We start from the raw sequence: 22,285 nt of genomic DNA, 5'->3' as shown, positions 1-22,285 counted from the left end.
ATAGTATAAGCTAAATAACTAACAGTTGAAAGCAAGGACAGGAGCAAGCATACAGTTCTATTATTTATAAAATCGGGAGGGCCTAAGCATGAGTGATTATAAAAAGGTCAGCAATATTCAAGTGGAATCCACTTTATTTCATTTTATTGAAAACGAAGCTTTAGAAAAGAGCGGGGTGTCTAGTGAAACGTTTTGGAAGGGTTTAAGCGACATTATTCATAGACTGGCACCGAAAAATAAGGCGTTATTAACGAAGCGTGAGAACATTCAAAAAGCAATTATTGAGTGGTATGAACAAAACAAGACGGAGGACGCTCAGCATTATAAATCGTTTTTGCAGGAAATCAATTATATTGAGCCAGAGGTTGAAGATTTTGAAATCGGTACGGCTGATATTGATGACGAAATTGCTGTGAAACCAGGACCGCAATTAGTGGTTCCTGTCAATAATGCGCGCTATGCCCTTAATGCGGCCAATGCTCGGTGGGGAAGTCTTTATGACGCATTGTATGGTTCAGATGTTATTAGTGAAGAGAACGGAGCAGAAGCTACTGGCGCATATAATCCGGTTCGTGGAGAAAAAGTTGTTGCTTATTCAAAAGACTACCTGGATAACATTTTCCCTCTAGCGGAAGGGTCCCACCATAATGTACAGGAATACAGCGTGATAAATGGGAAGTTGAACGTCATGTTAAATGATGGAGAGTCCACTTGCTTAAACGAACAAAGCCAATTTGTTGGTTATCAAGGTCGCCCGGAAAACCCAAGTGCTGTATTGTTGCGGAACAATGGAATTCATGTCGACATTCAAGTAGACCGGGACGATGCGATTGGAAAGCGTGATAAAGCGGGTGTGAAAGATATCATCGTTGAATCAGCGATCACCACCATCATGGATTTTGAGGATTCCGTTGCAGCTGTAGACGCTGAAGATAAAGTGGGTGTATATCGAAATTATTTACAGTTGCTGAAAGGGGATTTATCCGTAACCTTTACAAAAGGAAATGAAGAAATAACGCGGACGTTAAATCCTGATCGTACTTATACAACTCCAAGTGGATCAGAATTTTCTTTATCAGGGCGTTCGTTAATGTTTGTTCGAAACGTTGGTCATTTAATGACAAGCGATGCCGTCTTAGACAAGGATGGCAAAGAAGTTCCTGAAGGGGTCCTGGATGCTGTTGTTACCGGCCTCATTGCCAAACAAGACGTACTGAGAAATGGAATATATCAAAACTCTGCAAAAGGATCCGTTTATATTGTAAAACCTAAGATGCACGGTTCAGAAGAGGTCGCGTTTGCGAGTGAACTGTTTGATTTAACAGAAGACTTGTATGATTATCCTCGGCACACCCTGAAGATTGGGGTGATGGATGAAGAACGGCGGACCTCCCTCAACTTGAAAGCCTGCATAAAGGAAGTGAAGGATAGAGTCGCCTTTATCAATACCGGTTTTCTAGATAGAACAGGAGATGAAATACACACGTCCATGGTTGCAGGGCCTGTTATTAGAAAGAATGATATGAAAGGAGCTACCTGGTTTGATAGCTATGAAAAATCCAATGTAAAAAACGGGATTGAAACTGGGTTCTCTAAGAAAGCACAAATTGGAAAAGGAATGTGGGCCATGCCGGAACGAATGGCCGAAATGCTGAGTAAGAAAGATGGTCAATTAAAAGCAGGAGCTAATACAGCATGGGTGCCTTCTCCAACGGCAGCTACTTTACATGCGCTTCATTATTTAGAGATAGACGTTTTAAATATTCAACAAGAACGATTTAAAAATCTACCAAACTATGTGGATGACATGCTACAGATCCCTGCTGTAACTGATGCTGATTGGGAGCCTGAAGAGATTCAGGAAGAATTAGATAATAATGCTCAGAGTATTCTTGGCTATGTGGTGCGTTGGATTCAACAAGGGATAGGGTGTTCAAAAGTACCGAATATCAACAACGTTGAATTGATGGAGGACAGAGCTACTCTGAGAATTTCGAGTCAACATATCACAAATTGGCTTTATCATGGCGTAGTTAGTGAAGAGCAAGTCATGGAAACTTATAAGCGTATGGCCCAACTCGTAGATAAACAAAATCATCATGATCCTAATTATCGGAATATAGCACGTGATTTTGATAACTCGATCGCCTTCCAAGCCGCTTGTGATTTGGTATTTGAAGGTCGCTATCAACCTAACGGATATACGGAACCCATCCTCCATCGTCGGAGAAAAGAAGCAAAGTCTAGCGCATACGTAAACTAAAATTTTTCAAAAATACGGAGGTAAGAAAATGAGCTCAACTATAAAAGAACACGATGCAGATGTAGTTGTCATTGGAGGCGGGTCAGCTGGCGTAGGTGCCGCTGTTTCTGCAGCAAGAAAAGGACTTCAAGTTTATTTGATAGAACCGACAGACTTGCTGGGTGGTATCGTTGCCAAAACCTTAGGGATGCCTGTAGATGGCGCCTATCCAAAAGGGAAATCTGTTGGAGGTCTTTGTGAAGAGTGGTTAGAATCGCTCTATCAAAATGACCCACCCGCAGCCTTAAGAAGACCGTGTCTTCTTCCTGGATTTGAAGACGGGCTGGCTAGAGAAGTCATGTATGACCCCGATATAGCGGTTCATAAATTATTCGAAATGGTGGAAAATGCGGGCGTTCACTTATTATTGAATGCTACTGCTGTAGATGTGGCCAAAGAGGAAAATAAGGTGAAAAGTGTGACCTATTACGATCGACAAGGTGCTCACACGCTTAACGCCAAAGTCGTGATTGATACGTCTGGCGATGGCGATATCGCTGATAAAGCAGAGATCCCTTTTGAAAAGGGAGATGAAAAAGGCGACATGATGGGGGCTACGTTGACCTTCTTAATGCAAAATGTTGATCAAAACAAAGCGTTTGATGGAGTGGAAGATCCTTTTCGAAGAGAGTTAGTCAAACAAGGCATTGAAGAAAATAGGTTAGATGAGGATATGTATAACATCTATATGATGCCAGGTTTCCGCCCTGATACCGTTTATTTTAACAGTATTCATATTAAAGGGATTGATGGCACCAACCCTAAGGAAGTTCAGGAAGGGACTATCGAGGCACGAAAGCGAGCTTATGAATTAATTAAATTCGTAAAAGAAGAAGTACCAGGCTTTGAAAACGCGGAACTTGAACAGATGGCTCCCACGCTCGGTATCCGTGAAACAAGAAGAATGGAAGGCATGTACACCTTAACGAAAGACGACGTTATGGATGGAGCGAAATTTGAAGATGGTGTCGTGTGCTGTGATTGCACCATTGATGATGTGGTGCGAGGGGAAGGAAAAGACAGTAAAGTCATTCACGTCTCCCTCATTGATAGAGGCGTTTATTACCAAGTGCCATACAGGTCGCTTTGTCCAAAGGAAGTGGAAAATGTCTTATTTGCGGGCAGGTGCTTTTCTGCAGAAACAGAAGCCTTCGCATCTGCAAGAGGAATATCTACGAGTATGATTATGGGGCAAGCGTGTGGTACAGCTGCCTATTTGGCCATTAAACATGATACACCGGTTCAAGACATTGATTATAAAGAATTAACAAACGACCTCAGTGCTCAGGGTGTGAATGGTGTAGGACAAAACGAGCTTTAGATAAAAAGAAAGGGGGGAGACTACTCTTTTGTTATCACATAAAAGACTTTTCATCGAAAAGAGTAGTTTCCTTTCATCTCTAATAGAATTCTAGAAGAGCGTTGGTAACATTTTAAACAAGGAGGTGTTTGTTACTTGTTGGAATTCAATCAGGTAACAAAAGTGTACGATGGAACCGAAAAAGCTGTGAACAATTTAACTTTAGATATTGAGAAAGGTGAATTTATCGTCTTTATTGGACCAAGTGGCTGCGGTAAAACGACTACCATGAAGATGGTTAACCGATTGATTGAGACGACGGAAGGGAGTATATCGATAGAGGGAGAGAATATAAAAAACAAAGATTTAGTAGAGTTAAGACGAACGATAGGGTATGTCATCCAGCAGATTGGATTATTCCCCCATATGACCATCCAGGAAAACATTTCACTTGTCCCCAAATTACTTAAATGGCCGCAAGATAAACGACGAGACCGAGCAAAAGAATTATTGAAGTTAGTAGAGATGGAAGAAAGTTATCTGGATAAGTTCCCAGAAGAATTGAGCGGAGGGCAGCAGCAACGTATTGGCGTGCTCCGAGCTCTTGCCGCAGATCCGCCCCTTATTCTAATGGATGAACCTTTTGGAGCGCTTGATCCGATAACGCGAGAGACGTTGCAAATGGAATTCAAGCAATTGCAGAAATCGCTGCATAAAACAATTGTTTTCGTTACACACGACATGGATGAGGCACTTAAGCTTGCCGATCGCGTTGTGATTATGAAAGAAGGTTGCGTGGTCCAGGAAGGAACCCCGAGCCACATCGTTAGAAACCCGGCAAATGACTTTGTACGCGAGTTTATTGGAAAAGATCGTTTAGTTCAAAACGATCCAAGTAATCAAACGGTGGAAGAAATAATGAATCCCAACCCTGTAACTGTTCAAGAAGACATGAATCTAAGAGAAGCGATTAAAATAGTGAAGGCCAACAGAGTAGACACGGCTGTTGTCGTCAATGAAGAAAAAGAATTGAAAGGCTTCATAGATGTTGATACCATCAATCGCTATCATAGGGACAACTTAGAAGTTGGGAAAGTGTTGAAAGAATTCCCTATCGAAGTGAAGAAAGGAACCCCACTAGCAGCTGTCATACGCAAAATACTCGTAAGTGAAGTTAAATACATGCCCGTTATAGATGAAAATAAGTCTCTTATTGGCATTATAACAGGAGCGAGTTTAGCTGATGTTGTGTATGAATCGATTTGGGGCGAAGAGGAACATCAAAACGGCGAAAACGAGACAATAGGAGTGAAGTAATCTAAGGGAGGCAGTTCATTGATTGAATTTTTAAGTAATAATGGAAGTGAATTATTGGTTAAAACATGGGAACATTTTTATATCTCCTTATTAGCGATACTTCTCGGTGTAATTGTCGCTATACCACTGGGAGTAGCATTGACCAGGGCTCGTAAATTAGCAGGTTTTGTCATTGGGATCGTCGGTGTTGTTCAGACTTTCCCGAGTCTTGCCATATTAGCGTTCTTTATTCCCATTCTTGGCGTCGGGCAAGTACCGGCAGTCATAGCATTGTTTTTTTACTCTGTATTACCAATCTTAAGAAATACGTATACAGGGGTTAATGGCGTTAATAAAGATCTATTAGAAGCTGGAAAAGGCATGGGAATGAGTAATTGGGAACGAATCAAAGACGTGGAAGTCCCTTTAGCCACACCTGTTATCATGGCCGGGATTAGAGTATCTACCGTTTATTTAATTGGTTGGGCAACGCTTGCATCTTTTATCGGTGCCGGAGGTTTGGGAGACTACATTTTTCTAGGCCTTAACTTATATCGACCTGACTACATTATTGCGGGGGCCATACCCGTGACGATTATAGCCTTAATCACCGATTTACTATTAGGAAAACTAGAGAACAAAGTGGTGCCTAAGGGGCTTAGTAATACGCAGAAGGCTGCTTAGTAAGGAGGAAGAAGAACGTGTTCACTAAAAATTCAAAATACAAGTTGACTATAGTACTACTTATCTTTACGTTACTTAGCGGTTGTTCTCTACCAGGATTAAGTGGTCCTCCAGAAAAAACGATAACCATAGGGACGTTCGACTTTGCAGAATCATCCATAATGGGGAGAATGGTTAAGCAAATGATTGAAAGGAATACTGACTTAAGTGTAGAGATGGTAGATGGGTTAGGCTCTGCAATAGTACAACATAAAGCACTAGAAAACGGCGATATTGATATCTCCGCAACACGCTATACGGGTTCTGAATTAGCGGGAACCCTTGGAATGGAATTGGTCACTGATCCTGAAAAGGCCATGAACATAGTAAAGACTGAATTTAAGGAGCAATTTGATCAAGCCTGGTTTGATTCTTATGGATTTGCGAACTCCTATGCCTTTACGGTAAAGGAGGAATTAGCCGAAAAAGAAAATTTGGAAACAATTTCAGATTTAAAACCCCTTGCATCTTCACTGAAATTGGGAGTTGACAGTGACTGGATCAAGCGGCCGGGAATTGGTTATGAAGCATTTAAGCAAGAGTATGGTTTTAAATTCCAAGAGGCCTATTCCATGCAAGTGGGCTTGGTGTATCAAGCCGTGAATAACGGGAAAATGGACGTCGTTCTAGCGTACACTACAGATGGCAGGCTGGAAGAATTTAATCTCAAAACATTGGAAGACGATAAAAACTTTTTCCCACCGTATGATGCATCTCCAGTCATCTCAGAGGAAACGTTAGAAAAGCATCCAGAAATAAGAGACGTGCTGCAAAAATTGACGGGTGAAATTAGCACAGAAGAAATGCGCAAGATGAATTACGAGGCTGATGTCAATATGAAAGAATCGGCAGTTGTTGCACGAGAATTCCTTGAAAAACATAATTATTTTGAAAATAAGTAACATGGAGGTGGCATTATTTTAGAAACATTAGCGCAATTAGTAGATTATTATGAAAAAAATGTAGGCTATATTTTTGAACAATTTATCCGGCACTTCTTAATGTCCGCTTATGGCGTGTTATTCGCTGCGCTGGTTGCGATTCCATTGGGCATTTTTATAGCACGCTATCGAAAATTGAGTCCGTGGGTATTTTCGCTTGCTAATGTTATACAAACAATTCCTGCTTTAGCGATGCTAGCCGTTTTAATGCTCGTCATGGGATTAGGAGCTAACACCGTGGTATTTTCCTTGTTCTTATATTCCATCTTACCTATCTTGAGAAACACCTATACCGGGATTACGAATGTAGATCATTCAATGTTGGAGTCTGGTAGAGGGATGGGCATGACCAGGAATCAATTACTGAGGATGGTCGAGCTGCCGCTAGCGTTGTCTGTCATCTTAGGTGGTATCCGCACTGCAATGGTTATTGCAATCGGAATTACGACGATCGGGACGTTTATTGGAGCAGGTGGCCTTGGTGATATTATCATTAGAGGTACGAATGCTGCTAACGGTGCTGCTATTATCATGGCAGGTGCTATCCCTACAGCCATGATGGCCATCATTGCAGATATTCTGCTAGGTGGATTAGAAAAAGTGCTCTCTACTTCAAAAAAGAAACCTGATGTCTCACAGAAAGCGGCCTAGGCGTAATTTTTGTGAAGACTCCGATACGATACAAACCTCATGCAAAAGGGTATTAGGTCATTATGCCTCGCAGCTTGTTAGCTTCTCACAATATTCGTAAAGTGTGAAAAAGAGCTTCTCAGTAGTTCATTGAGCTACCCGAGAAGCTTTTTTTAATTCCAACTATAGAAAAGATTGGAAAGTCCTAAACCCCGTATCATTTTGTAGGAAAATATAGCGGAATCAATTCTTTCTTTAGAAAAGCAGGGGGCGGTTTCTTCGAGCATTATCAACGGATTGGTCAACTTACTGAAAATGATTAATAACCAATCAGTACATCTTTCTTGATGTTTTGCTTGGATATCTTTTTCGTTTGTAAATATGCAGATGTGTCCTTCACCATTGACTTCGGCCCTGCAATCAAGTATTTACCATTATTCCCATGTAAACTAGTATGCTTATCTATCTCTTGCAGCAGTTGGTTTCTCGTTTCTATATAATCAATACTGACGGAGTTATTGTTAGCTATATGTTCCAGTTCCTCGCGAAATACATAGGATTCACTGCTGTCGTTGTATAGCAAATGAATGGGATTCTCTTGTCTGATTCCTTCTGCCTCAATTTGCTTTAGGATTGATCGAAAAGGTGTAATGCCAATACCGCCGGCTATGAGAATGATAGGGTTATTCTCTTTTAAGTGAAATGACCCTACAGGTCCAGCCATTTTTATGGTATCTCCCTCTCTGAATTCTAGCATTGTCTTTTTAAACTCACTTGGGGCATCATTAATTTTCATGGTGATCTGAACAGCATTCTCACTAGGTGCAGATGCTATAGTGAAGGGTCTTGTATGATCTTTGATTTTCTGATGGGTAATGGTGAATAGACCATGTTGACCAGCCTTCCAAGTCATATCGTTTACTTTTTCAAATAAAAACGTATAGACCCCTTCTTCTTCTTGATTGCGTTCAACAAATGGTAAATCTCTTTTCTTAAAGATGGAAAATACATCTTGTAAAATTGCCATCTCAGCCATCCCTTCGTCCCATTATTTTCTCCAAAACGTTTTACAATTTGCTTTGTCATTAATGTTAAAATCTATCATTTTCTTTAACAGCGAATAATCCACTTCACTTTTCCAAGGAATCCGTATTGTTTCCTTCGTGTAATCATATCCAGCGTTCTGAATATCTTCTTCTACATGCTTAACCGCTATATGTTCAGGCGCAACTGCTAAATGGTTTTTGGATATGCTAAAACCGATGATGAAGGTACCATGGTCAACAAACATTGGTTGATTCCATTTGAGTTCTGTTTCTAAATTCGGATAATGTTCTGTTATAAAATCAAATATCTCTTTTGTTCTAGCTTGTTGCGCTTCACTATCAATTCCTGCTAAAAATTCAGTGAAAACTGTCAAATTCGTCCCTCCTGTAATGATCGTTTTTTATCTTTCCCCTAACACTTCTTTCAGCTCGTCTACTTTATATGCCCAACCGTATTTAGCACCATTAAAGGCTTGATCTTCTTTTGTAAATCCTGTATGGGCAAGATGTAGATGCGTTATGTCACCCTCTTGTTTCAGCGTCCATGTTACGACTGTGTCGATTGGACCTCCTCTCCAGGTGTACGATAACGTATGGGGTTCATCTACTAGTAAAACCTCACTATCTACTACTAAATCAATGCTCTTATCCCAAAACTGACATTTGTGCCCCACAATGGGCTTGAAATCATTTTCCATCACCCATTGGGCAAGTGTATCTGAGTTAGTTAACGCATCCCATACTTTACTAACCGGACTCTTGAACTCAAAATTTAAAGATATATCTGCCATGTGCTATTCCTCCAATATATTTTTAAGTATTGCCGCTCGCTCGTTCCAAAACTGTTCATAAGAGGCTATCCAATCTTTCACTTCTTTCAAAGGTTCTGGATTTAGACGGTACTTTGTTTCTCTGCCTATTTTACGATTTCTTACTAAATCTGCTTCTCTAAGAACCGTCAAATGTTTTGAAACCGCTGTTCGACCCATTTGAAAATGAGGTGTTAATTCATGCAAAGGCAGCTCCTTGCCATCTGCTAATATACCAATTAATTGCCGTCGTGTTGGATCCGCAATCGCCACAAACACATCACGTTTTTCATCTGCCTGTTTCAAGGTGCTATCCTCCTTATCAGACACTAAATGGTGTCATATTTATTATACGACACCATTTAGTGTCGAGTCAATTTATTTATGGGTAAGTAGGTAAGGTAGGGTTTTCCAAGCGAAGAAGGTTTACTTCTTTATTATGAAAAGATAGAAGCGAGACGTTTTACGGATTCTCGCACTTCATTTTCTTTCATATTGGCGAACCCAATTATGAGTTTTTTCTTACGATTTGGATCTGGATTGAAATCCTGTAGGAAGAAGCGGCGAATCGTATATAATTCTACTCTTTTCTCTATTGCTCTCTCTTCAATATCTTTATACGAGAGAGTTGTATCAATTTCCATTAAAAAATGAAGGCCAGCCGGTATATCATGAATCGTTATTTTATCAGAGAAAAATCGGTGTAGCTCACTAATTAGTGTAGCGCGTTTCGTTTTGTAATGGGCATTCATCCGTTTCATATGTCTTCCGTACTCTCCTCTGTCAATAAAATACTTCAGCGTCCATAAATTGAGACTTGACGGCCCATCAATCCATTCGTTGAATGCGTTGCGATAAAGTTTCAATAAATCAGGAGGCAGCACGATATAGCTGATACGGAGACTCGGTAACAGCGTTTTGGAAAAGGTCCCGGTATAGATGACCTGTTGGTTTCGGTCTAGACTTTGGAGAGAAGGGATGTGGTCGGTTTCATATTTAAATTCACTGTCGTAATCATCTTCGACAATGTAACGGTCCGGTGATTCAGCAGCCCAGTTCAATAGTTCGATCCTCCGGTTGATTGGCATGATCGTCCCAGTCGGAAACTGGTGTGAAGGAGTAACGAAAACCCACTTAGGATTGCTTTCTCTTATAGCATCAATGGAAATCCCGTGGTTGTCGAGGTCTACTGGAGCTACGGGGAACCCCATGTCTTTTAAAAGGTGATAGAAGCGCTGGTACCCTGGGTTTTCCACAGCGATGCGTGTGAATTCCGATTGGAGGGACATTAACTTATGAATAAGTGGTTGGGTTCCCGATCCGATAACAATTTGTTCGGGCCTGCAACGGACACCCCGGGTAAGCGCGATCATCGTAGCGATGGATTCGCGTAGTTCATAAGGTCCTTGGGGATGGGGGAGAAGGGCTAGTTGATTACGGTGGTTTTCAATCACATTTTGCTGGTACCTTCTCCATTTTTTAAAGGGAAAATGCTCAGCATCTATAGAGATATGCGAAAAAGTAACTTCAGGAGAGAAGCTTTCCTTCTTACCGTTCTCTTTCAGTTCATCGGGAAACGGGTCGTCCTCTCCTTCTCGTTTGATATAACGCATAATATCTTCCACGATATATCCTTTCCGTTCCACACTGTATATGTACCCTTCCACAAGCAATTGTTCATAGGCGTGAGCTACAGAATTAACACTTACCCTTAAATCTTGTGCAAGTTTTCGTTTCGACGGGAGTTTCTGATTAGATAGGCTTTCATCTAAAATCAAATCTTTTAGTTGTCTGTAAATCTGTTTGTAGATGGCGGGGTCTCCGTTCCCCTTTTTTATTTGAAAAAACACGAGGACTCCTCCTGCATTAATCTGGTGCCATATATTTTAAATAACTGGTTCTTTTAATTATACCAGATAATTGTCACAATAATCTACAAATTCAAAGGAGGGTTTTAAGTGACTGATGAAGCTCTATTGAAAGATAATTTACAGAAAAAAAGAGAGACATATATTCCAAGAGGTATCGGAAATGGAAATTCAAATATCGCTGATTACGCCAAGGGAGCGACTTTGATAGATAACGAAGGACGGAAATTTATTGATTTTGCGGGAGCTATCGGGACGCTTAACGTCGGTCATAGTCACCCCAAAGTGTCTGAAGCTGTAAAAAAACAGGTGGACCGCTATCTTCATCCAGGCTTCAATGTAATCATGTACAATAGTTACATCAATCTGGCGGAAAAACTTTGCGCCATTACACCGGGTTCTTTCGATAAAATGGCAATGCTGTTTAACTCTGGAGCGGAAGCAATCGAGAATGCAGTGAAGGTGGCGAGAAAATATACAAAGCGTCAAGCAGTTGTATCGTTCGAACGAGGTTTTCACGGACGTACGAACCTGACAATGGGGATGACGAGTAAGGTGAAGCCTTATAAATACAACTTCGGACCCTATACACCAGAAGTATATCAAGCTCCTTTCCCTTATATGGCGAATAAACCTGAACAAATGACAGATGAGCAGTATATCGATTACAGTATCATGCGCTTTAAAGAATTTTTTGTTACATCGGTCGCCCCGGAAACAGTGGCTTGCGTGGTCATGGAGCCAGTACAGGGAGAAGGCGGTTTTGTTATACCTCCCGAACGCTTTGTTAAGGAAGTGAAAAAGTTCTGCAGCGATCATGGCATTGTATTTGTCGCGGACGAGATTCAGACGGGCTTTGCCCGTACAGGGAAACTATTTGCGAGTGAACATTTCGATATCGAACCGGATGTCATGACACTATCGAAGTCACTCGCAGCTGGTCTTCCATTAAGTGCTGTGGTTGGAAAGACGGAAATTATGGACGCCTCGTCTCCAGGCGAACTCGGTGGGACTTATGCCGGTAACCCGGTTGCCTGTGAAGCTGCATTGGCAGTTATCGATATTATAGAAGAAGAGAAATTAACCGAGAAAGCTGAAAAGATTGGCGCTGTTCTTGAAGAGAAATTGGTGGAATTGAAGTCTCTTCACAACTTTCTCGGTGATGTCCGTCGGCTGGGGGCCATGGTCGCTGTAGAAATCAACGACGCTGAAGGAAGGCCGGATAAAACGAGAACAGGGGCAATCACGTCCTATGCAAATAATAATGGATTGCTGTTGCTGTCTGCGGGTGTAAAAGGCAATATCGTTCGCTTCCTTTCTCCGCTTGTCATTACTGATGAAGAGCTCCAAGAAGGTTTGGACATTCTGGAAGAGGCGTTTAAAGCAGCGGCAGACTGATATAGGAAGGAAGTGTACGGATGAGAGATACGATTAACGTTAAAAACCCAGCTACCGGCGAAACGGTTAAAGAAGTTAGCGTAACGTCGTCTTCACATATAAAAAAAGCAATAGAGCAGGGGAATGAAGCTTTCAAGACATGGTCTAAGGTCAATGCCCATCAGAGATCCGCTCTATTAAAAGAGTGGTCGGCGAAAATAAAGAGTGAAACAGAATATTTAGCAGAAGTGATGACGTTAGAGAGCGGGAAGCCATTGAAAGAGTCTCGAGGAGAGGTCGCATATGCAGCAAGTTACATTGACTGGTATGCGGAGGAAGCGAAGCGTGTGTATGGAAGGACCATCCCTTCCCATACGGAATCAAAACGAATTATCGTAACGAAAGAACCGGTCGGACTCGTTGCTGCAATCACACCGTGGAACTTCCCGGCAGCAATGATGACGAGAAAAGCAGCCCCTGCTTTAGCTGTCGGCTGTACCTTTATCGTTAAACCTGCCGAGGAAACGCCCCTCACTACAATGAAACTCGTAAGTTTAGCACACGAAGCGGGCATTCCAGAAGATGTTGTTCAATGTGTGAACGGATACGGTGAGGATATCGGACCGATTTTCACAGACAGCCCATTGGTTCGTAAAATCACCTTCACAGGCTCGACGCCAGTAGGGAAACTATTAATGAAAAACAGTGCCGCAACGATGAAGCATGTATCAATGGAACTCGGCGGGCATGCGCCGCTCATCGTCGCAAAGGATGCTGACATCGATTTTGCTGTGAACCAGGTCCTGGCTTCAAAATTTCGGAATGCCGGGCAGACGTGCATCTGTGCGAATCGTGTTCTCGTGCATGAAGATATTGCTAAAGTGTTTTCTGAACAGCTGATTTCACGGGTGGCACAGTTGAATGTCGGAAACGGACTCGACGAAAGTACCGATGTTGGTCCAGTAATCAATGCGGCAGGTTATGAGAAGATTGATAGCCAAATAGAAGATGCCGTAGGTAAAGGGGCCAGGGTGCTCTACGGTCATCAATATGATAAAGATGAGGAAAAAGGTTATTATTTTGTCCATCCGACCGTACTCGAAAATGTCGGGGAAGAAATGGATATCATGCAAGAGGAGACGTTCGGTCCGGTTATTCCCTTGTCCACATTCCGCGAAAATGATCAAGCGGTGGAGATTGCTAACAACACGCCATTCGGCTTGGCCGCCTATTTCTTCACAAATGATTACCGAAATGGTATATATTTCCAAGAACATCTGAAATTTGGAATCCTCGGCTGGAATGACGGAGCGCCTTCTGCAGCGCACGCCCCTTTCGGTGGTATGAAAGAGAGCGGAATCGGCCGAGAAGGTGGTCCTGAAGGCATTGAGCCATATGTAGAGACGAAATATCTGTCCATTGGGGGCATTCAATAATCGTACTGAAAATGGAGGTGAAATGATGAATGTTGAAGTTCTAATATTATTTATAAACGCGACGTTAGTGACGGTCATTTCTTCGATTGTCGTTATTGTCATTCTTAAGAAGCAATACCTCCCTGTAATCAAAGAGATGGAGAAGAAAGAAGATGAGGAAGTGGATGCTCATAAAGAAAATATCACAAGTAACTTTTAATAGGAGGAACACATATGGCAATAACTATATTTGCATTTGTTTTATTACTTTATGTGGTCGTAGGAGCTTTTATTGCGCGTTATGTAAAAAACAGTGACGACTTTTATACCATGGGAGGCAGAGGGTCGACGCTGCTGATTGTTGGTACGCTTGCAGCCACCTACCTAAGTGCCGCTACTCTATTGGGGATAGCCGGACAATCCTATGCCGAGGGTCCTCTGGTCATCGCAACGCTAGGTTCTTTCGGTGCCTGGCTAGGGACATTGCTTGCGGTCGTATATGTAGGAAGGAAAATGAAAGCCTTAAACTGTAAAACGATGCCTGACTTCTTTGATAAGCGGTTCAATAACAAGTGGGTAAGCATTATCGCTATTATTATTATGATCGTGGGCCTTGTCGGTTATGGCGTCATCCAGTTCATAGGAGCAGGTCTGGTATTAAGTGAAATAACAGGTATCAATTTCCAGTTACTCATTGTACTATTCACGGTGGCTTTGATTGCTTTCACTGCATTTGGGGGGATGTACGGTGTTGTCGTTACGGATACGATCATGTTTTTCACCATGCTGGCTATTTCTATCATCATAGCACCAATGATTATCGGACAGGCCGGATTTGAGCAAATGAAAGGCCTTTCGGAGGTAATGCCGAACTATTGGACCATCGGTGGTACGGAAGAGAGATCAATCGGATGGTCGGTTTCGCAGTTCCTCGTCTGGATTCTTTTCTTTGCATGCATGCCAGCACTCGTGTCCCGTGTCTTCCCCGCTAAAAACGATTTCGTCATTTTAAAGACTGCCATCATAGGTGTATTTTTCGCTCCTTTCATGCAATTGACGGTTTTCATTGCTGCAGGAGGCATGCAAGTGCTCGAACCCAATATTACACCTACCGATAACGCTATGATTGTCGGGTTTATGGAATTTACTCCTCCTGCGATTGCAGGCGTTGGCCTTGCTGCTCTCATGGCTTCCATCATGTCCACGGCCTCCACACTTTTCGTTCTAGTAGGTTTCGCGTTATCTCGAGACTTGTATGAAAGGTTGTTTGAGAAAGAACTCAATGAAAAGCAGAGTCTTAGTGCAGCTCGGATCGGTCAATTGATTGTCGCAATCGTAATTTGTGCCATCGCCCTCTTGAGACCGTCTGCTATTTACTGGATTTCTATTTATGCTGGTTCTATTTTCGCTGTCGGCTGGCTCCCAACCATTGTCGCTTCCTTTGAATGGAAGAAAATGAATAGTAAAGCCGCTTCGACCAGTATGATTGCGGGAGTAGCTTCGTTTATCATATTTGGGGAACTCATTAGAGCTGGTATAATGACGCTCCCGACTGGCGTAGATGAACTTATGCTGGCGCTGTTTGTTTCAGTGGCCACTCTAATCGTTTCAGCTTTGGTAACAAAGCCAACAACATATGAATTGAATTACTTCGTGGAGATGAAGCGTACAGGTATGGCAAAACTGACGATCCAAGAGTTTTTGAGCCAGCCTGATGGACTTCAAAAGATTAAGAAACAGTATAGACAGCTGATTACGATATCTGTATTGTTCACGTTCATTTCCGTTGTTGTGTGGGGGTATTTCTTTATTAAACTTGGTTTTTAGATAAAAGTGATGCTAAGGAGCGATGATAATTTTGAACAACATCAACAAAGAAAGGTTATTTCAAAACCTCGCCACAAGCTCTGAAATAGGTTCTATTCCAGGGAAAGGGCTAAGACGCTTGGCTCTGTCTGATGAGGATAAAGTGATGAGAGATATCTTCAAAAAGTGGTGTGAAGAAGCGGGTTTGAGTGTACGGGTAGATGACTTAGGGAACATGTATGGCAGAAGAGAAGGTAGGAAGTCCCTTCCACCCATAGTGATGGGGTCGCATCTGGACACCCAGCCGGAAGGGGGAAGGTTCGATGGCGTACTCGGGGTGTTGTTAGCTTTGGAAGCAATTGAAACATTGAATGATAATGGCATCGAACCAGATAGGCCAGTGGAAATTGTCAATTTCACGAATGAAGAAGGAGCCAGGTTCGAACCGCCTATGCTAGGATCTGGAGGCATAAGCGGTGTGTTTGACCAGGCGTATGTACACAGCAGGCAAGATCGTGAAGGCCACCGTTTTTTGGAGGAACTGCAAAGAATCGGCTACAAAGGGAAAGAAGAAAACAGGATCGGTGATTTTGATTCTTTTCTGGAGCTTCATATTGAACAGGGGCCAATTCTTGAAGATGAAGGAAAACAAATTGGGATTGTTGAAGGTGTGCAAGGGATCAGCTGGCTGGACGTAACCATTACGGGAGAAGCGGATCATGCAGGAACCACACCGATGCATTTACGGAAAGATGCACTTATGGCTGCTGGGGAAATCATGCACAAACTGGAAACAACAATTGCTCGAGATGACGTTTCGGTCACCATCGGCAAAATTTCCGTTTCTCCTAATACAGTTAATTGCATCCCGGGCAAAGCTTTGTTTACGGTAGATATTCGAAGCACTGATGATGATGTGCGGAAAACAGCAGTAAACGCAACTAAAAACAGTATTCGTGACGTGTGCCGACTCAGAGACGTAGGTGTAGAGATAGCTGAACTGTGGGAAACTGAAAAAATCGTCTTTGACGAAGGCATTACCGGAGCTATCGAACAGAGTGTGAAGCACTTAGGCTATTCATCAAAGAGAATGGTCAGTGGAGCTGGGCATGATGCTAAATATATCAACAATCTCGGCCCGACAGCGATGATTTTTCTTCCGAGTGTCAATGGTAAGAGCCACGTACCTTCTGAATTGACGCTTGAGGAAGATATTGTAAGAGGTGCCAATGTACTTTATCATACATTACTCACACTATCGCAAGAATGAAGAAAATAGAAGCATAGGAGATGGATGAGGTATGGTAAGAAACAACGAACAACTCGTAAAGAAATTAGATGAATTATGGGAAGAAGAAAAGCTGTTTTTGAAAACGCTCGGAAGTTTTCCAAGTACGTTAGGAAATGAAACAGAAGTCCAAGAATTTGTCTATCATTATTTGCAGGATATGGGGCTGCAGACAGAATCGTTGAAAGTCGATCCGGAGTTATTGAAGAAATATGATAATTTTGGGAAACCGGAGTGGTCCTATGAGGATCGCCCGGTAGTGGTCGGACAATGGAAGAGCTCAGGCCCGAAAAAAGGGAAAAGTCTCATCCTTCAAAGCCATATGGATGTTGTCAACGCAGGACCTGAAGAACAGTGGGATACAAACCCGTATTCGCCGGTGATAAAAGGCGATAACATGTATGGAAGAGGACTGCTCGATATGAAAGGTGGCTTTACAGCGATCGTTTTTGCAGTCAAAGCTCTCCGTAATCTCGGAGTGGAGCTGGGTGCAGACCTGCAAATCCAAAGTGTTATCGAAGAGGAATGTACCGGAAATGGAGCCCTGGCCATGTTGGATCAGGGATACACAGCGGAAGGCGCTTTAATTCCCGAACCGACTCATATGCGCCTCGTCCATTCACAACTGGGCGTATTATGGCTTCGCGTAAAAGTGAAAGGAGCGGGGGCTCATGTGGAGCGGGCGGAAAACGCGCAAAATGCGATTCTGAAGGCGCAAAAATTGATGGAGTCGTTAATGCATTACCGAGAGCATATCAACAGCCGGGAGAAACACCCTGATTTTGCCCACCACCCTCACCCGCTCAATGTCAATATAGGTACTATTGAAGGAGGGAACTGGGCCTCCAGTGTCCCGACAGAATGTACGTTTGAAGCGAGAGTCGGGTTTTATCCAGGAACCGATCCCGACACTGTTCAGGAAGAAGTCAAGCAGTGGTTATGGGATGCAGCTAATGAAGATGAGTGGCTGAAAGACGCACAGCCAGACATCACATTTTTCGGATTCTCTGCTCCAGGCTATACTATTTCTAAGCAAGAAGATGTTATGGAACAGGTGACCTCCACCCATTATGCTGTAACCGGCGCACAGGCGGAGAACTTGGCTTTTACTGCAACGACCGATTTGCGCGTTTTCGGGGAGTTTAACATTCCGGCTACGTGTTATGGGCCTAGTGGCGGTAATATGCACGCTCCGAATGAATATATTGAGCTTTCCAGTTTGAAAACGGTAACTCGCGTAATCGCCGAGTTCATTTTGCGGTGGTGTGAAGAAAAATAAGTATCCGTTGCTTAATGTTATGAACGCCCTACTTTAACTTTAGTTATTAGAAAATTTAGAATAATAAGTTGATATTATGAGGGGTTCTTGCTACAATGAAAAAACATTACATGGGATTTGTTAAAAAATGAGCATTCTAATCGACTCTGTTGGAGCACCCCATTTGAAAGTGACCAGTTTTATGCCTAGAGATAAGTATGTTAAATACTACTCCCGTGCATATTGCTGGTTTTTTTATTAAGTTCATTGTTAAAAAGTCTCGCCGTGGTCAAGCTGCATTGATCACAACTTACGTAATCGTAATATCAATTATAGCAATCATACAACCAGGGGAAGGATGAGTCTATTTGTTTAGTAATCAGCAAGAGACCCTATTAATCATAATCATAGCCATTTACTTCGTATTTTTATTCGGACTATCTTTATTCGTCAATCGAAATGTCAAAACCTACGAAGATTACAATGTCGCTGGTCGCTCCACAAGTCTGATGCCGCTTGTGCTGACGTTTGTCGGGACAGCTATCGGCGGGTCAATTCTGCTTGGGTATATGACCAAAGGCTATCAATTCGGGATGGGGCAGCAATGGCTGGCTATCGGGTTTACGTTAACCTCGATTGTCATTGCGGCCTTTTTATTAAAGCGAATTCGTCTGCTTGGTAAAAAATATAACATGGTTACCATGGGAGACTTCACTGCGCTCAGGTTCGGTGAAGGGGCACGGGTGCCCACAGTACTTAGCATTCTGTGTGCTTATTCTGCTATTACCGGGATGCAATTTGTGGCTATTGCAACCATTTTGAAACTGACGATTGGACTTAGCATAACGACAGGGATCCTTATCAGTTGGGCACTTCTGACATTAAAGACTTACTTTGGCGGGCTGAAGTCCGTCATGTGGCAGGACGCGATTCATGGAACGATCCAGACCGTGGGTATTTTCTTTTTACTAGTTGTCATCATGGTTATGGTTGGTGACTGGGGCGCGCTTGCCGTTCAGGCCAGAAATGCAGAAGGTGGAAATATGCTGAGCATATTCAATATCAGTCCATCAGAATTTCTTGTCTATATGCTTACCATAGGTGCTTATCAGTTTGTCAGACAAGACTTATGGCAACGGTTTTGGGCAGCCAAAGATGATAAAGTCGCAAAGACCGGTTTCTGGATTGCAATCGTTCTTGGGTTTTTGACAGCAGCAGTAACGATTGTGATCGGATTCTTGGGTAAATACGGGTTGAATATAACGGGCATCGATTCCTCTTTAATCTATTATGAAATCATCGGTCAAATACTGCCATTCTCACTTGTGGTCGTCATGCTGATTGCATTATTGGCGACAGTCATTTCCTGTGCCGACTCGTTCTTCCTGGCAGCTGCGTCTTCTGTGGTTAATGATATTGTTAAACCGCGACTTGGAGATGTGAACGATAAAAAAATGTTGCTTTATAGTCGACTGTCCGTCGTGGTAGTCTCTATCATTTCACTTCTGCTGGCGCTTTATATACCTCAGCTCGTCACCCTATGGATCACGGGTACGGCCATGCTTGTGTCTGGCATGCTGGCACCGGTTTTGTTCGGGTTATTTTGGCGTAAGACGACTAAAGCGGCAGGTCTAGCTGCGATGTGGATTGGACTCATTATCGCAGTTGGCTGGCAGATTGCCGGTCACCCTTTTGGGCTACATCCTGTATTCTTAGGGTTGCCTATCTCGATCATTACTTTGGTGACGGTTACGTTAGTTTCGGGACAAGAAAAGGAACATGAGATGTATTCGGCGTTGAAAAAATAGCTGGATACGCCACATTCTACGAGAGAGGCATTTTTAAAAAATCTCCTCTTGTAGCAGAATTGAAAAAATCGAGGCCGAAAATGCGTTCAAGTGCATTTTCGGTCTCTTTGCGACTTTTGTCTATACTTTGTATCCAGTGACAAAAGGAATCCTCATTTCCCCAGAAACTAAGTCATTTACCAGCTCATTTCTAGGATCGTATTGGGTCCGCCGACATAGGCGGAATTCTCGGCTGTTGGCAAGACTTCCCCGAAATTCTGGAGCTGATGACGCCCCTTCCATAGCGCCGGTATAATGCATCATCTAGTTATTTACTACTTCGTTTAAGGCAACTAGGTATATTTTTTAGATTCTCCGCTTACAATGAAACTATGAATCCTTTTTATTTAAAACAAATAGAGGGAGAGATTCGATGCAGACTGCGGAGTATACGTTAGCCGATACAGGATTAAAATTGAGTGATCAAGAGATTAAGCAGCTGACCCATGAAGAAGAGTATTGGTATCTCAATGGAAAATTTGCTCAAGCGATAAAAAATGTAGAAGCTTATTATCGATCTCAAGCGAAAATCCCGGAAGATCTCTATAGCCCCTATTTAAAAACTGAAACAGCTTTGGTATAAGTGCATGATGGACAAAACCTCCGATTCGGAGGTTTTTTTATAACAGATTGCACAGTAGAACGGCAGCTGACTCTTTGTGGGAGGTATCATCATAATCTTAAGTAAACATGTTAAACTCCTAGTAGGATAAAATGAATAGTGGAGTGAATAAAATGTTAATCGGTCATATTGAAGAAGTTGTCCGTCATCCAGTAAAATCGTTCCGCGGTGAACATGTCCACCAAACCAACATAATGGAATACGGTTTATATGGAGATCGCAGCCATGCGTATTTAGACGATACTAAAAAAGGAAATTTCTTAACCATTACACAATTCCCAGAAATGGTCCGCTACAAAGCGGAATTTGAAGGAGAAGAATTAGTGGAGGAATATCCTAAGGTAAAGGTCACAACACCAGAGGGTAAGGTTTTCGATTGGCAAGACCAAGCATTAATAGAAGAAATCGAAAACAAATCGAATCGGGAGGTCACTACTGTCGAATATTCGCCTTCACATGTGCCTATAGGGCCCATCGCAGTAGAAGACATTCTACTTGCAACCGATGCGTCATTAGATAGATTGAAAGAATTATGGGGGAAAGACGAAGTTGATGCGAGACGTTTTCGTCCTAATTTAATGCTGTCATTAAAGGATAAAGTGCCTTTTATTGAAGAAGAATGGATTGGTCGACGTATTAGAATAGGAGCTGAGGTGGAATTAGAATTCGTCAGCCATTGTAAAAGGTGTATGATTATTACCGTTGATCCTGATAACGCTGAACGAGATGCGAGCTTACATAAAACAGTTAACAAAGAAAGGAACAATAATTTCGGCGTTTATGCATCTGTGATAAAAACAGGTCGCATTCATGTAGATGATGAAGTTCATCTTCTTGATTGAGACATGTCTGATTTACCTAAACCCGTTCTCTATTAGTTCATCTGCCAGATTCCTCCCTTAATTTACCATGACCGTTTATATTACAATTATGTTACAGTTATATTACAAACAAGGTAACATACACCAACAACAGAATAGGGGAAATGATGATGGGCCGTTTGCTAAGCAAGATTGCATTAGTAATGGGAATTTTAGGACTGGGTTTAAGTATGACAGCTATGCCGGCAGAGGCTGGGCAAAGTGAAGTCATTATTATTAATAAAAGCAACAATCAACTAGCTTTCTATGAAAACGGAACGCTTGAGAAAGTATTTCCTGTGGCAACCGGAAGAAAGCAGAGTTTTACGCCAGAAGGGAAATTTTCTCTCGTAAATAAGGTGAAAAACAGGCCGTGGTATAAAGGAAATATTCCGGGTGGTACTCCGAATAATCCACTAGGTGCAAGGTGGCTCGGAATCAAAGTCCCGGGGGGTTGGGGCCGAACCTCTGGAAATGTTTATGGCATGCATGGAACCAACAAACCATCTTCAATTGGCACCTTTGCCTCTAGTGGATGTATCCGAATGTACAATGAAGATGTCATCTGGTTGTATGACCGTGCTGATCAAAATATTCCAGTCTATATTACAAGTTCTACTTCATCTTTCACTGCGTTAGCGCAGATATATGGAGTTGGAAAAGCAACAGCCGTGGCAGCAGGTGAAACCTTTAATGACACCTTATATTACGGCAGCAAAGGGAAATCGGTAAAAATTCTCCAGCGCAACCTTCACATTACGGCTGATGGTTTGTTCGGCCCGAAGACCTTAAATGCTGTGAAGTCGTTTCAAAAATCAAACGGGCTAGTGGTCGATGGTATTGTAGGACCCAAAACAAGGGCGGCATTATTCAGTAAATAATCAAAATGTCATGTAC

21 protein-coding genes are annotated in these 22,285 nt (G+C 42.4%); 16 read left to right on the top strand and 5 right to left on the bottom strand.

Going from position 1 to position 22,285, the window contains the following annotated elements; translation table 11 throughout:
• Window positions 1–88 precede the first annotated feature (88 nt).
• The 6 genes from HOP45_RS06330 to HOP45_RS06305 all read left to right on the top strand — a co-directional run bounded on the left by HOP45_RS06330 (window position 89) and on the right by HOP45_RS06305 (window position 7,213).
• Window positions 89–2,263, top strand: coding sequence for a malate synthase G (locus HOP45_RS06330; protein ID WP_181348074.1), 2,175 nt, complete (start codon window positions 89–91; stop codon window positions 2,261–2,263).
• A 28-nt stretch (window positions 2,264–2,291) separates the two neighbouring features.
• Window positions 2,292–3,623 (top strand): FAD-dependent oxidoreductase, encoded by a 1,332-nt coding sequence (locus HOP45_RS06325; RefSeq protein WP_181348073.1) that lies wholly within the window; start codon window positions 2,292–2,294, stop codon window positions 3,621–3,623.
• A gap of 135 nt (window positions 3,624–3,758) precedes the next feature.
• Entirely contained in the window at window positions 3,759–4,919 is a 1,161-nt protein-coding gene (locus HOP45_RS06320) for an ABC transporter ATP-binding protein (RefSeq protein WP_181348072.1), read from the top strand.
• A gap of 18 nt (window positions 4,920–4,937) precedes the next feature.
• On the top strand, window positions 4,938–5,582 hold the full coding sequence (locus HOP45_RS06315; RefSeq protein ID WP_181348071.1) for an ABC transporter permease: 645 nt from the start codon (window positions 4,938–4,940) through the stop codon (window positions 5,580–5,582).
• A 17-nt stretch (window positions 5,583–5,599) separates the two neighbouring features.
• Window positions 5,600–6,523 carry an osmoprotectant ABC transporter substrate-binding protein gene (locus HOP45_RS06310; protein ID WP_181348070.1) on the top strand — a complete coding sequence of 308 codons (924 nt, stop codon included), beginning with the start codon at window positions 5,600–5,602 and terminating at the stop codon, window positions 6,521–6,523.
• A gap of 15 nt (window positions 6,524–6,538) precedes the next feature.
• On the top strand, window positions 6,539–7,213 hold the full coding sequence (locus HOP45_RS06305) for an ABC transporter permease (protein ID WP_370457968.1): 675 nt from the start codon (window positions 6,539–6,541) through the stop codon (window positions 7,211–7,213).
• A 298-nt stretch (window positions 7,214–7,511) separates the two neighbouring features.
• Here HOP45_RS06305 and HOP45_RS06300 read toward each other — a convergent pair whose 3' ends face one another.
• The 5 genes from HOP45_RS06300 to gabR form a co-directional block, all read right to left on the bottom strand.
• Window positions 7,512–8,219, bottom strand: coding sequence for an FAD-dependent oxidoreductase (locus HOP45_RS06300; protein WP_181348068.1), 708 nt, complete (start codon window positions 8,217–8,219; stop codon window positions 7,512–7,514).
• A 21-nt stretch (window positions 8,220–8,240) separates the two neighbouring features.
• Window positions 8,241–8,612: an iron chaperone gene (locus HOP45_RS06295; protein ID WP_181348067.1), complete on the bottom strand. Its 372-nt coding sequence runs from the start codon at window positions 8,610–8,612 to the stop codon at window positions 8,241–8,243.
• Window positions 8,613–8,639: 27 nt separating this feature from the next.
• Window positions 8,640–9,029, bottom strand: coding sequence for an SRPBCC family protein (locus HOP45_RS06290; protein WP_181348066.1), 390 nt, complete (start codon window positions 9,027–9,029; stop codon window positions 8,640–8,642).
• A 3-nt stretch (window positions 9,030–9,032) separates the two neighbouring features.
• Complete coding sequence (locus HOP45_RS06285) at window positions 9,033–9,353, bottom strand: ArsR/SmtB family transcription factor (RefSeq protein ID WP_181348065.1); 321 nt, start codon at window positions 9,351–9,353, stop codon at window positions 9,033–9,035.
• Between the two features lie 131 nt (window positions 9,354–9,484).
• Window positions 9,485–10,897, bottom strand: coding sequence for a MocR-like transcriptional regulator GabR (gabR, locus tag HOP45_RS06280; protein WP_181348064.1), 1,413 nt, complete (start codon window positions 10,895–10,897; stop codon window positions 9,485–9,487).
• Between the two features lie 108 nt (window positions 10,898–11,005).
• Between gabR and gabT the strand changes: the two genes are divergently transcribed.
• The 10 genes from gabT (at window position 11,006) to HOP45_RS06230 (ending at window position 22,269) form a co-directional block, all read left to right on the top strand.
• On the top strand, window positions 11,006–12,313 hold the full coding sequence (gene gabT / locus HOP45_RS06275; RefSeq protein ID WP_181348063.1) for a 4-aminobutyrate--2-oxoglutarate transaminase: 1,308 nt from the start codon (window positions 11,006–11,008) through the stop codon (window positions 12,311–12,313).
• 20 nt (window positions 12,314–12,333) lie between these two features.
• Complete coding sequence (locus tag HOP45_RS06270; protein ID WP_181348062.1) at window positions 12,334–13,728, top strand: NAD-dependent succinate-semialdehyde dehydrogenase; 1,395 nt, start codon at window positions 12,334–12,336, stop codon at window positions 13,726–13,728.
• 25 nt (window positions 13,729–13,753) lie between these two features.
• Window positions 13,754–13,927 (top strand): hypothetical protein, encoded by a 174-nt coding sequence (locus tag HOP45_RS06265; protein ID WP_181348061.1) that lies wholly within the window; start codon window positions 13,754–13,756, stop codon window positions 13,925–13,927.
• Between the two features lie 14 nt (window positions 13,928–13,941).
• Entirely contained in the window at window positions 13,942–15,534 is a 1,593-nt protein-coding gene (locus HOP45_RS06260; protein ID WP_181348060.1) for a sodium:solute symporter family protein, read from the top strand.
• 31 nt (window positions 15,535–15,565) lie between these two features.
• Window positions 15,566–16,783, top strand: a complete 1,218-nt coding sequence (locus HOP45_RS06255) for a Zn-dependent hydrolase (RefSeq protein ID WP_370457964.1) — start codon at window positions 15,566–15,568, stop codon at window positions 16,781–16,783.
• A gap of 31 nt (window positions 16,784–16,814) precedes the next feature.
• A complete protein-coding gene (locus HOP45_RS06250; RefSeq protein ID WP_181348058.1) occupies window positions 16,815–18,080 on the top strand; it encodes an ArgE/DapE family deacylase in 1,266 nt (421 codons plus the stop codon).
• Between the two features lie 347 nt (window positions 18,081–18,427).
• Window positions 18,428–19,867, top strand: coding sequence for a sodium:solute symporter family protein (locus tag HOP45_RS06245; RefSeq protein ID WP_181348057.1), 1,440 nt, complete (start codon window positions 18,428–18,430; stop codon window positions 19,865–19,867).
• Window positions 19,868–20,279: 412 nt separating this feature from the next.
• Window positions 20,280–20,489 carry a hypothetical protein gene (locus tag HOP45_RS06240; protein WP_181348056.1) on the top strand — a complete coding sequence of 70 codons (210 nt, stop codon included), beginning with the start codon at window positions 20,280–20,282 and terminating at the stop codon, window positions 20,487–20,489.
• A 152-nt stretch (window positions 20,490–20,641) separates the two neighbouring features.
• A complete protein-coding gene (locus HOP45_RS06235) occupies window positions 20,642–21,370 on the top strand; it encodes an MOSC domain-containing protein (protein ID WP_181348055.1) in 729 nt (242 codons plus the stop codon).
• A gap of 149 nt (window positions 21,371–21,519) precedes the next feature.
• The gene (locus HOP45_RS06230; RefSeq protein WP_304650462.1) at window positions 21,520–22,269 is read left to right on the top strand and encodes a L,D-transpeptidase family protein; all 750 of its coding nucleotides are present in this window, start codon (window positions 21,520–21,522) and stop codon (window positions 22,267–22,269) included.
• Window positions 22,270–22,285: the final 16 nt, after the last annotated feature.

Source organism: Thalassobacillus sp. CUG 92003, from assembly GCF_013618635.1.
GTDB lineage: Bacteria > Bacillota > Bacilli > Bacillales > Halobacillaceae > CUG-92003.
The sequence above is the reverse complement of the archived record's forward strand: the minus strand, read 5'-3'. Positions and strand labels throughout refer to the sequence as shown.